A 12,336-nucleotide genomic window follows, 5' to 3' on the forward strand; every position below is an offset into this window, starting at 1 on the left:
ACTTAATTGTATTTATTAATAGTGTTTAAAATAGTCTCAAGACTTGGTGTTATCAAATCGTTGATTGGTTTTGGATACATTCCGAAGAAGAATAAAACGGCAATAATAATCACCATTGTCAATCCTTCAGAGAAAGTGACATCGGCAAAAACTTTAGTATTAGTTTCTCCTAGCATTACATGTTGGAACATTTTCAACATATAATAAGCGCCCAAAATAATAGTTGTACCGCCTAAAATGGCAAACCAAATATTAATTTGTGAAAGGCTATAAAGTACTGTAAATTCTCCAATGAAGTTAAAAGTTGTCGGCAAAGCTACAGAAGCCAATACCAAAATTAAAAACATTGAAGTGAATTTTGGAGACTGTGAACGAATCCCACCCATTTCTGAAATTAATCTAGTTTCGTATCTTCTAAAAATGATTTCAGCCGCAAAAAACAAACCTACAACCACAAAACCGTGAGCGATCATTTGTAATACTGCACCTCTAAATCCATCAAGAGTTAACGTATAAGTACCTGCTGCGATCAATCCAACGTGAGCAAGTGAAGAATAAGCCAATAATTTTTTCAAATCTTTTTGTCTCAACGCAACAATTGAACCATAAATAACTCCCGCAATACCAACACCAATAAATATGTGCATATATTCTTTAGCAGCTAATGGAGCCAAAGGCAATTGCCAGCGGATAAGACTGTACAATCCCATTTTAAGCATAATACCAGACAAAAGCATAGTACCAACAGTAGGCGCTTTTTGGTATACATTTGCCTGCCAAGTATGAAAAGGAATTAATGGAATCTTAATGGCATAGGCCAAAAAGAAAGCCGTAAAAATCCATTTTTGTTCGTTAATATTTAAATCTAATTTGTACAAATCTTCAATTAGGAAGCTTCCGGCCTTTTGATACATATAAACAAAAGCAACTAACATGAATAAAGATCCTGCTAATGTGTATATAAAAAACTTAATAACAGCTTTTTTGCGATCTTCGGCATCTCCATTACCCCAAATCAAAGCAATAAAGTAAATTGGAATCAAAGATAATTCCCAAAAGATGTAATATAAAAGTCCGTCACTTGCCAAGAAAGTTCCAACCATTGCAAATGACATAAACAATATTAAGGAATAAATCGATTTTGCTTTTTTGAATTCATTTCCAAATGAGGACAAGATGATAATCGCAGTTAAGGCTGTGGTCAACAAAATCATGGCCAATGACAAACCATCCGCTTGTAAAGCAAATGAAACTTTAGGTAGTGTAATCCATTGGCTGATATAGCTGATGTTTTCACCTAAATTATAATGGTTTAATAAAACAATTGAGCAACCTGCTGCCGCCAATCCAAAAAACAATGCCACTTTTGAAGCGAGTTTGTCACCAGCTAAATAAGTTGCAAATGCGCCAACTAAAAGGATAATTAATATAAGGGATACGTTCATAGTATATGATTATTGAGCTAGAAATAAAAATGAAACAATGGCACACATGCCTAAAACAAAAGCAAATAAATATAACCCAACACTTCCATTCTGCAATTTTTTACCTTGAAAACTTAATTCATTGGTTACTTTTCCTAATCCAAAGACTAAAGAAGAAATTCCTGTTTCAACATAGTCTCTAAAGAATTTTGATAAACTGTTTGTTGTATTAACGAATAGTATATCATATACTTCATCAACATAGTATTTGTTGTAAAGCACTTTCGAAAATCCAGTAATTTGTGCATCTTCACTTGGAATCGAATGTTGTTGAATGTATTTTCTATAAGCAATTAAAATTCCTAAAAGTGCACCAATAACTGCAATTCCCATTAAAGAGTATTCTGTGAATCCTAAAGTATGCTCTTCTGTTGTTACTTTTGTAAAAATTGGAGCCAAATAACCATTTAACCAATTGTATTCAGGGAAAGGTAAACTTATCAAACCTCCTACAGTAGCCAAAATGGCTAATACAATTAAAGGGAAGGTAATCAAAGAAGGACTTTCGTGTAAATGGTGTTTTTGTTCATCTGTCCCTCTAAAGTCTTTGTAGAATGTTAAGAACATTAATCTAAACATATAGAATGCAGTCATTACTGAAGCAATTGTTCCAATGAACCAAAGCGGTATGTTATGGTGAAAAGCAATCATCAAGATTTCATCCTTAGAGAAAAATCCTGAAAAGAATGGTACACCCGAAATGGCGAGTGAAGCAATAAGCATAGTCCAGAAGGTAATTGGCATCGCTTTTTTCAATCCACCCATTTTTCGCATATCTTGTTCTCCATGCAACCCATGAATTACAGATCCAGAACCCAAGAACAAACAAGCTTTGAAGAAAGCGTGAGTGATTACGTGAAATACAGCTACTTCATAAGCTCCTAATCCCAAAGCCAAAAACATTAAGCCCAATTGAGATACAGTAGAGTAGGCTAATACTTTTTTAATGTCATTTTGAACTAAACCAATTGTTGCAGCAACCAAGGCCGTTAAAGCACCAATTATAGCAATTATGTTTTGAACGTATGGAGTTAAATCAAAAATAAAGTTCAATCGAGTAATCATAAAGATACCAGCAGTTACCATCGTAGCGGCGTGAATTAGTGCTGAAACTGGTGTAGGACCAGCCATTGCATCAGGCAACCAAGTATATAAAGGAATTTGAGCCGATTTACCACAAGCTCCAATGAACAATGCAAAAGCAGCGATGCTCAACCAAAAGGTATCAAGATTAGTAGCTCCTGCAATAGCCGTTTTTAAGGTTGCAAAATCCAAAGTAGAGAACATACTACCCAAGATGAAAATCCCGATTAGCAATCCTAAATCTCCAATTCTATTCATGATAAAGGCTTTTTTCGCAGCATCATTAAAAGCTTGGTTTTTATACCAAAATCCAATTAACAAGTACGAACAAAGTCCAACACCTTCCCAACCAATGAACATTACCAATAAGTTGCTTCCAACAACAAGAGTAATCATAAAGAAGATAAACAAATTCAAATAAGCGAAGAATGAATGCATTTTCTCATCATCATGCATATAGCTGATGGAGTATAAATGGATTAGTGAACCAATTCCAGTTACAAACAATAACCATAAAACAGATAATTGGTCTAGTAAAAAACCAAAACTTACATGAAAATTGCTAATCTGAATCCAATCAAATAATTGAATGTTAATGGCCTGTTTGGTTTGATTGATTTGTAGAAAAAAGGAAACCGTAACAATAAAAGAAATCACTACCGAAAGAGTTCCGATGATTCCTGAAACAGATTTTCCTATACTTTTTCCGAAGAAAACATTAATTAAAAATCCTAAAAAAGGAGTTAAGAGTAAGACTAAAGCTAAATTGGTATCCATTGCCATTTATCCTTTTAAGTTTTTTAAATTATCGATGCTAATTGATCCAATATTTCTAAATATCGAAACTAATATGGCCAGTCCAACAGCAACTTCTGCAGCCGCTACTGCCATAGAGAAAAATACAAATACTTGCCCTTGCGTGTCTTGGTGATAGGTTGAGAAAGCCACAAACAATAAGTTAACGGCATTCAACATGATTTCAATAGACATGAATACAATGATTGCATTTCGTCTGTATAAAACTCCGAAAATCCCAATACAAAATAGTGTTACACACAGGAAGATATAGTTTTCTATACCAATTTGAGTTAAAATATTGTTCATTATTTTTCTAATTTTTCTTTTTTAGACAATAACACCGTTCCAATCATTGCAACTAATAACAAAATAGAAGCAAATTCAAAAGGTACCATATATTCATTCAATAATGCTTTCCCCAAAACTTTAATGGATTGGTAATCCTCGCCCGTATAATCGTATTCTACAATTGGTTTAGAATCAATAAAGATTTTGATCAAAACCAAGCAAACCAAACAAAACGAAACAATTGCGCCCAATCTTGTGAATCTCGGCTTATGAACTTCATCCGCTTCATTAAGATTCATTAACATGATGGTAAACAACAATAAAATCATAATTGCTCCAGAATAGACAATGATATGTACAATGGCCAGAAACTGAGCGTTCAATAACAAATAATGTCCAGCTATAGAGAAAAAACAAATTACCAAATAAATAGCGCTATGTATTGGATTTCTGCTAAAAATAGTTAAAAATGCTGTTAGCAATGTGATTGCAGACAATACGCAAAATAGAATAAGTACTGTTGACATTAGTTAGCGTTTTTTAGTTGAGTATTTTTCATAGCCATTTCCAGTGGCATAACCAGTTTGTCTTTTCCAAAAATAAAATCTTCTCTTTCATAACTAGAAGGAACCAATTCTTTTGAAATAGTCAAATAGACAGCATCTTTTGGACAGGCTTCCTCACACAGCCCACAAAAAATACATCTTAACATATTGATTTCATAGATCTCGGCATATTTTTCTTCGCGGTACAAATGCATTTCATTCGCCTTACGCTCTCCCGCTTTCATTGTAATGGCTTCAGCAGGGCAAGATAACGCACACAACCCGCAGGCGGTACAGTTTTCTCTACCTTGTTCGTCGCGTTTCAACATGTGCTGTCCACGATACACAGGACTCATCACACGAACTTGTTCCGGATATTGAACCGTTACTTTTTTTCTGAATAAATGCTTCAGCGTAATGATTAAACCTTTCACAATCGCAACCAGATACATGCGTTCCAAAAAAGTCATCTCCTTGTTGGAGACCATTTTTTTTCTTCCTGATAAGGATATAGTTTCTATTGACATTTTATATTTTTTATTTGTAGCTAATCCTGCTATCCGTTGCAATCTTTTATGTTTTAAAGAAAAACATAAAAGGATTTCCACTTCTATCAGGGCTAGTCCCCGTTAACATTGTGATTTGGTTTTTTTAAAATCCGAAATAAACAGCTATTTCACTTCTCAAAAGCACAACTCCAGTAATCATTATATTGATAATTGCAAGTGGAATCAATATTCTCCATCCCAAATGCATTAATTGATCGTATCTAAATCTTGGTATTGTCCAACGAACCCACATGATAAAGAAAATGAAACCGCAAAGTTTGGTAAACAACACAGCCATTCCTATTACGTTGGCAACATTTACGCCCCAGTTTTCCAATACCCATCCCATTCCAGGATAATTGTATCCACCAAAGAACAATACAGCCAAAATGGTTGAGGAAACAAACATATTTGCATATTCAGCAAATAAGTAGAATCCCATTTTCATAGAAGAATATTCTGTGTGATATCCACCAATTAATTCCGATTCACATTCCGCCAAATCAAAAGGCGTTCTGTTTAATTCAGCAAAGGAACAAATCAAGAAAATCAAAAAGGTTAACGGTTGGTACAATACATTCCAATGCCATTCTGATTGTTGCATGGAGATTTCTCTAAGGCTCAAGGTTCCTGTCATCATAATCAAAGCGATTATCGACAATCCCATAGCAACTTCATAAGAAACCATTTGCGAAGCAGCTCGAATTGAACTGATCAAAGAAAACTTGTTGTTTGAAGCCCAACCACCAATCATAATTCCATAAACTCCTAGAGAAACAACTCCAAAAATGTATAATATTCCAATATTAATATCAGTTGCTTGCAATAGAATATCTCTGCCAAATAAATGTAGTTTGTCTCCCCAAGGGATAACAGCACTTGTCATTAATGCAGTACTCATTGCTATAGCTGGTCCAACTACAAATAAAAATTTATTGGGAGTGTTTGGTTCAAATTCTTCCTTCGAAAATAATTTTAAACCATCAGCAAGTGGTTGAAATAATCCAAATGGTCCTGCTCTGTTAGGTCCAATTCTGTCTTGCAGCCAAGCGGCTACTTTACGTTCTGCCCATGTAGAATACATAGCCATCAACATAGTAAGGGCAAAAACCACTACAATAACTACACTTTTTTCTATAATAAATGTACTTTCCATTTCTTACGATTTTTGAGTGTTAGATTCCAATGGATTGGCAGACATACTAATTTTTTTTCTGTCTTCATCTCTACCCAAAAGTATGTTTTTCTCAGTAGCAATTTCAACTTTTTCTAATTTTTGAGTATAATTATTCTGATTAATAACCGAATCTTTTTCAAATTTACGAGGTCCTTCAATTACCCAGTCAGTAACTTCTTTTTTGTCAAAACGACACGTGTTGCAAATGAATTCCTCTACTTCGTGAAATTCATCTTTACGACCAGTTACACGTTGTATTTCACCTCCAAACATCCAAACTGTTGTTTTGCCACAACATCCAGGAGTAGTACATTCTCTATGCGCATTATAAGGTTTGTTAAACCAAACTCTAGATTTGAATCTAAAAGTTTTATCAGTCAACGCTCCAACTGGACACACATCAATCATATTTCCAGAAAACTCATTCGTTATGGCTTTTGAAATACAAGTAGAGATATTCGCATGATCACCTCGATCCATTACTCCATGAACTCTGTCATCAGTCAATTGATCAGCAACTTGAACACATCGTTGACATAAAATACAACGGTTCATGTGCAATTGAATATTCGGACCGATATCTTCCGGTTCAAAAGTTCTTTTTTCTTCAATAAAACGGGATTCCGATTTTCCGTGTTCGAAACTTAAGTTTTGCAAATCACATTCTCCAGCTTGGTCGCAAACTGGACAATCAAGAGGGTGATTAATTAACAAAAATTCTGTCACCGATTTTCTTGCTTCTTGAACTCTTGGAGATGCTTTGCTGGCAATTTCCATTCCGTCTTGACAACCTGTTACACAAGATGCCATTAATTTCGGCATAGGTCTTGGGTCTGCGTCACTACCTTTGGTTACATCAACTAAACAACAACGGCATTTCCCACCGCTCCCTTTTAGTTTAGAATAATAGCACATCGCTGGCGGAACAACTTCTCCACCAATCATACGCGCAGCTTGCAAGATCGTTGTTCCTGCTTCTACTTCAATTTCTTGACCGTCTATGGTTACTTTCATTCTATTTATGTTTAAAAGTTTATAAGTTTAAAAATCTAATGTGTTGCCACCTCTAACTTCTAACTTCCAACTTCTGACTTTTAAATTATACTATTTCTTTAGAAACTAAGTGCTTTACTTTTTCAAAAGGTTCAGCAACAAAATGATCTCTGTTTTTTATTTTTTCAGGGAAACGAATATGATATTCAAACTCCTCTCTAAAATGACGAATCGCCGCCGCTACCGGCCAAGCTGCTGCATCACCAAGCGGACAAATGGTGTTTCCTTCAATTTTGCTTTGAATACTCAATAGTAAATCGATATCTTCCTCGCGTCCGTATCCATTTTCGATTCTATGTAGTACTTTTTCCATCCAACCTGTACCTTCTCTACATGGTGTACATTGGCCACAACTTTCATGGTGGTAAAAACGAGAAAAATTCCAAGTATTTCGAACTATACAAGAGGTGTCATTATAAACGATAAATCCTCCAGAACCCAACATCGATCCTGTGGCAAAACCACCGTCACTTAAGGATTCGTATGACATCAAACGATCTTCGCCTGCTGCAGTTTTATAAATTAAATGTGCTGGTAAAACAGGAACAGAACTTCCTCCAGGGACAAAAGCCTTCAATGGACGATCAGAACTCATTCCTCCCAAATATTCATCAGAATTCATAAACTCATAAACGCTTAATCCCATTTCAATTTCATAAACACCAGGATTTTTAATATGCCCTGAAGCTGAGATTAATTTGGTTCCTGTAGATCTTCCAATACCGATTTTAGCATAATCTGCTCCTGATTTGTTTACTATCCAAGGTACTGCAGAAATAGTTTCTACGTTGTTTACAACTGTTGGATTTGCCCAAAGTCCGGAAACGGCTGGGAATGGTGGTTTGATACGAGGATTTCCTCTTTTTCCTTCCAATGATTCAATCAAGGCAGTTTCTTCACCGCAAATATAAGCTCCGGCACCACAATGAACGTAAAGTTCTAAATCAAATCCAGAACCCAATATATTTTTTCCTAAAAAACCGGCTGCTTTTGCTTCGGCTATGGCTCTTTCTAATATTTTATAAACCCACATGTATTCACCACGAATGTAGATATATGATAGGTTGGCACCCAATGCATAACTAGAAGTAATCATCCCTTCGATCAATAAGTGAGGAATGTATTCCATCAAATAACGGTCTTTGAATGTTCCAGGTTCAGACTCATCGGCATTGCAAACCAAATGTCTTGGTTTTCCAGATTTTTTGTCAATAAAACTCCATTTCATTCCGGCAGGAAAACCAGCACCACCACGACCGCGTAATCCAGAAGTTTTCACTTCTTCAACCACTTCGTCCGGAGTTAAGGTTTTCAACGCTTTTTCTACAGATGCATAACCGCCGTTTTGACGATATACTTCGTAGGTTTTAATTCCTGGAATATTGATTTTGTCTAATAATATTTTTTGTGACATCTTATTTATCGTGTAATATTATTTTATCGTCTTTACAATCGGCAATTAGTTGGTCAATTTTTTCCTTGTTCAAATGTTCTTTGTAGAAATCTCCCAATTGCATCATTGGTGCATAACCACAAGCACCCAAACATTCAACTCCTCTTACTTCAAAAAGACCATCAGCTGTAGGTTCTCCTACTGGAACACCCAATTTTTCACAGGTGTAATCCATTAGATCTTCTACACCATTTAAACAACAAGGTGAAGTTTGGCAAAATTCAAACATGTATTTTCCAATAGGTTTTTGGTTATACATAGTGTAAAAAGTTACTACTTCGTACACTTCTATAGGCTTGATATGTAAAATTTCGGCAACTTTGTCTTGTAATTCAATACTCAACCAATTGTCGTGAGCATCTTGAACTTCGTGTAAAACGGGAAGTAAAGCTGATTTTCTTTTGTCTTCAGGATAATGACCTATTAGTTCATTGATGCGGGACATCAAGGTGCTGGTCATGTTTATTTCTTGTTTGTAATGTGTGTGTACCATAATTTATGCGTCTAATTCTCCAGCAATAACATTTAAACTTGATAAAATAACAATAGCATCAGAGAGCATCGATCCTTTAATCATGTCAGGATAAGCTTGGTAATAAATAAAACAAGGTCTTCTGAAATGCAATCTATAAGGAGTTCTGCTTCCATCTGTAATTAAATAAAAACCCAATTCTCCATTTCCTCCTTCAACAGGATGATAAATTTCTGCAACTGGAACAGGAACTTCACCCATTACAATTTTGAAATGGTATATTAAAGATTCCATATTGGTGTAAACGTCTTCTTTAGGAGGAAGGTAATATTCTGGAACTTCAGCGTGGTATTCATTTCCTTCTGGCATTTTATTTAATGCTTGACGGATTATACTTAAACTTTCCCAAACTTCTGCATTTCGAACACAAAAGCGGTCGTAAGTATCTCCAGATTTTCCTACAGGAACAATGAAGTCAAAATCTTCGTAAGAACTGTATGGTTGTGCTACTCGAACATCGTAGTCAACTCCTGCAGCACGTAAATTTGGACCTGTAAATCCATAAGCCATTGCTTTTTCAGCAGATATAGCTCCAACATTTACAGTACGGTCTATAAAAATCCTATTTCTTTCGAATAAGTTTTCAAATTCTTTCCAAGCAATTGGGAAATCTTTTAAAAACACCTCTAATAATTCAAATGCTTTTGGTGACCAGTCTCTTTCGAAACCACCAATTCTACCCATATTTGTTGTCAAACGGGCACCGCAAATTTCTTCGTAGATTTCGTAAACTTTCTCTCTAAATTGAAACACATATAGAAAACCGGTGTAAGCTCCAGTATCAACTCCTAAAATCGAATTGCAAATCAAGTGATCTGTGATACGCGCCAATTCCATTACAATAACTCTTAAATATTGCGCTCTTTTTGGAACCTCAATGTCTAACAATTTTTCTAATGTCATCCACCAACCTAAATTGTTGATTGGAGAAGAACAGTAGTTCATTCTGTCTGTAAGTGGAGTGATTTGGTAAAAAGGACGGTTTTCTGCAATTTTTTCGAAAGCTCTGTGGATGTAACCAATAGTTGGTTCCGCTTCCAGAATTTTTTCACCATCCATCAACAAGATATTTTGAAAAATACCATGCGTAGCAGGATGTGTTGGACCTAAATTCAGAATGGAAAGCTCGCTTCCATCTTCATTGTGCCTCTCTTTGATTATTTTAGCATAGCGATGCTCTGGTGGTAATAATAGTTCTGACATTTATCTAATGTGAAAAATTATATTTATTTTTTAGCTATTGGTTGATGGTTGTTCTTCCAAAATACCTGTCGTCTTTGTCTGTTCTTCCGCTGTCTTCCATTGGAAATTCTTTACGCATAGGGAATGAAATCATCTCGTCCATATTCAAAATACGTTTCAATTGTGGATGTCCAATAAAATTGATTCCATAGAAATCATAGGTTTCTCTTTCCATCCAATTGGAACTTAAGAAAATATTTGAAATCGTTTTTATTTCCGGATTTGTACCGTTTATAAAAGCTTTAACTTTAATTCTTTTGTTTTCGTACCAATTGTGTAAATGGTATACTACGGCAAATTGTCTTTCTGTTTCGTTGTCTGGATAGTGAACTCCGCATAAATCGGTTAAAAAATGAAAACGTAAAATTGGGTCATTTTTTAAAAAAAGAATAGTTGCTGTAATTTTATCTGAATCTACTTCAAAAGAGAAGATGTCTCTTTCTTGATTGAAGTTGAAAACAGTTGAACCTAATGTCTCAATTAACTTCTCTTGAATTTCTGATGTTTCTAAAGCCATTTTACTTATTGAATGTTATAAGATGCCAATAATTCTTGGTACTCAGGTGAACTTCTTCTTCTTACAGACTCGCTACGTACTAATTCTTGTAGTTTCATTACGCCGTCAACAATTTGTTCTGGACGAGGTGGACAACCTGGAACATAAACGTCTACGGGGATAACTTTGTCGATTCCTTGTAAAACAGAATAGGTATCGAAGATTCCTCCTGATGAAGCGCAAGCTCCAACGGCAATTACCCAACGAGGTTCTGCCATTTGTTCATAGACTTGGCGTAAAATTGGCGCCATTTTTTTTGAAATTGTACCCATAACCATCAACATATCTGCCTGGCGAGGAGAAAAACTAACTCTTTCAGAACCAAAACGTGCTAAATCATAATGTGATGCCATTGTTGCCATAAATTCGATTCCACAACAAGACGTAGCAAAAGGTAAAGGCCAAAGTGAATTGGCACGTGCTAATCCAACAACGTCGTTTAACTTTGTTGCAAAAAAGCCTTCGCCAACAACACCTTCTGGAGGGGCAACCATATTTATATTTGAATCGCTCATTTTAATTTTAGATATTAGATTTTAGATTTTTGATTCTTTGGAATCGTAAACTAAAACCATCATTGTAAAAAATAAATTTTATTCTTTTTTGTAAAATACTAAATCTTAAATCTCAAGTTTTAAATTTTCTCTTTTATGATAAACTAAAAACTATTATTTCATTATTCCCATTAAGGATAGGGGGTTATTCCCACTCCAAAGCTTTCTTTTTGATGATGTAGAAAAAACCAACTAAAAGCAACATCATAAAGATAATCATTTTTATCATTCCTTCAACTCCTAACTCTTTGAAATTCACGGCCCAAGGGTACAAAAATATTACTTCTACATCAAAAAGTACAAATAATATAGCCACTAAGAAATACTTAACAGAAAATGGAATCCTTGCATTACCCACTGATTCAATACCGCATTCAAAATTTTTATCTTTGTTTACAGATGATCTTTTTGGTCCAAGTTTGCCCGAAATTATTATCATACTTACGACAAATCCTACAGCCAAAATAAGCTGCATAAACACAGGAATGTAATTTAATTGTTCAGATTGCATAATATTACTTGTTTTACTTTAAAATAAGCAACAAAGATAGCTTTAGTGTGGGTAAATCACAAGTCCAAATTCATAATTAGTGCAATAAAAAATTAGAAATTCTTATTATTTTTAACGATTATAAATAAAATGATATTTGAAAGTGATTTAAATGAGTTTAATGCAAAAAAAAACGTTTCGAAATAAATCGAAACGTTTTTTAGACGGTTTTCGCCAAAAATAGTTGCCTATTTTAGACTTAAAGAACTGCTACTTTAGCAGCAACTTTCCCTTTTCTTCCTTCTTCTTCTTCATAGCTTACTCTGTCACCTTCGCGTAATTCTTCCGCGTTGATTCCTGATGCATGAACAAAAATGTCTTTTCCTGTTTCTTCGTCTGTAATGAATCCGTAACCTTTAGATTCATTGAAAAATTTAACTGTACCTGTACGCATTGTAATAGTAATAATAATTTATAATGTCGCAAATGTAATCTTTAATATAATACGAAAGTCATTCTTACAATATTTTTTT

The 12,336-nt window shown here is 34.7% G+C and carries 14 protein-coding genes; all 14 read right to left on the bottom strand.

The window, feature by feature from the left end; genetic code table 11:
• Positions 1–2: 2 nt before the first annotated feature.
• Complete coding sequence (locus tag AC8GF4_RS06805; protein WP_506593496.1) at positions 3–1,445, bottom strand: complex I subunit 4 family protein; 1,443 nt, start codon at positions 1,443–1,445, stop codon at positions 3–5.
• Between the two features lie 9 nt (positions 1,446–1,454).
• On the bottom strand, positions 1,455–3,344 hold the full coding sequence (nuoL, locus tag AC8GF4_RS06810) for an NADH-quinone oxidoreductase subunit L (protein WP_506593497.1): 1,890 nt from the start codon (positions 3,342–3,344) through the stop codon (positions 1,455–1,457).
• Between the two features lie 6 nt (positions 3,345–3,350).
• Entirely contained in the window at positions 3,351–3,671 is a 321-nt protein-coding gene (nuoK, locus tag AC8GF4_RS06815) for an NADH-quinone oxidoreductase subunit NuoK (RefSeq protein WP_100432422.1), read from the bottom strand.
• Complete coding sequence (locus AC8GF4_RS06820) at positions 3,671–4,180, bottom strand: NADH-quinone oxidoreductase subunit J family protein (RefSeq protein ID WP_315148969.1); 510 nt, start codon at positions 4,178–4,180, stop codon at positions 3,671–3,673. The genes nuoK and AC8GF4_RS06820 overlap by 1 nt, the downstream gene beginning before the upstream one ends.
• Positions 4,180–4,725, bottom strand: coding sequence for a NuoI/complex I 23 kDa subunit family protein (locus AC8GF4_RS06825; protein WP_506593498.1), 546 nt, complete (start codon positions 4,723–4,725; stop codon positions 4,180–4,182). The genes AC8GF4_RS06820 and AC8GF4_RS06825 overlap by 1 nt, the downstream gene beginning before the upstream one ends.
• A 124-nt stretch (positions 4,726–4,849) precedes the next feature.
• Positions 4,850–5,902 (bottom strand): NADH-quinone oxidoreductase subunit NuoH, encoded by a 1,053-nt coding sequence (nuoH, locus tag AC8GF4_RS06830; protein ID WP_506593499.1) that lies wholly within the window; start codon positions 5,900–5,902, stop codon positions 4,850–4,852.
• Between the two features lie 3 nt (positions 5,903–5,905).
• Complete coding sequence (locus tag AC8GF4_RS06835; protein ID WP_506593500.1) at positions 5,906–6,937, bottom strand: NADH-quinone oxidoreductase subunit G; 1,032 nt, start codon at positions 6,935–6,937, stop codon at positions 5,906–5,908.
• Positions 6,938–7,022: 85 nt separating this feature from the next.
• Complete coding sequence (gene nuoF, locus AC8GF4_RS06840; RefSeq protein ID WP_506593501.1) at positions 7,023–8,390, bottom strand: NADH-quinone oxidoreductase subunit NuoF; 1,368 nt, start codon at positions 8,388–8,390, stop codon at positions 7,023–7,025.
• 1 nt (position 8,391) lies between these two features.
• A complete protein-coding gene (locus AC8GF4_RS06845; protein WP_506593502.1) occupies positions 8,392–8,922 on the bottom strand; it encodes a complex I 24 kDa subunit family protein in 531 nt (176 codons plus the stop codon).
• 3 nt (positions 8,923–8,925) lie between these two features.
• Positions 8,926–10,164, bottom strand: coding sequence for an NADH-quinone oxidoreductase subunit D (locus tag AC8GF4_RS06850; protein WP_506593503.1), 1,239 nt, complete (start codon positions 10,162–10,164; stop codon positions 8,926–8,928).
• A 34-nt stretch (positions 10,165–10,198) separates the two neighbouring features.
• Positions 10,199–10,720, bottom strand: a complete 522-nt coding sequence (locus tag AC8GF4_RS06855; RefSeq protein ID WP_506593504.1) for an NADH-quinone oxidoreductase subunit C — start codon at positions 10,718–10,720, stop codon at positions 10,199–10,201.
• Between the two features lie 5 nt (positions 10,721–10,725).
• On the bottom strand, positions 10,726–11,274 hold the full coding sequence (locus tag AC8GF4_RS06860; protein ID WP_506593505.1) for an NADH-quinone oxidoreductase subunit B: 549 nt from the start codon (positions 11,272–11,274) through the stop codon (positions 10,726–10,728).
• 184 nt (positions 11,275–11,458) lie between these two features.
• Positions 11,459–11,824, bottom strand: a complete 366-nt coding sequence (locus tag AC8GF4_RS06865) for an NADH-quinone oxidoreductase subunit A (RefSeq protein WP_506593506.1) — start codon at positions 11,822–11,824, stop codon at positions 11,459–11,461.
• A gap of 238 nt (positions 11,825–12,062) precedes the next feature.
• Positions 12,063–12,257, bottom strand: a complete 195-nt coding sequence (locus tag AC8GF4_RS06870) for a cold-shock protein (protein WP_077378011.1) — start codon at positions 12,255–12,257, stop codon at positions 12,063–12,065.
• Between the last annotated feature and the right edge of the window lie 79 nt (positions 12,258–12,336).

It is taken from the genome of Flavobacterium rarum (SeqCode), assembly GCF_965234445.1.
Lineage (GTDB): Bacteria > Bacteroidota > Bacteroidia > Flavobacteriales > Flavobacteriaceae > Flavobacterium > Flavobacterium rarum.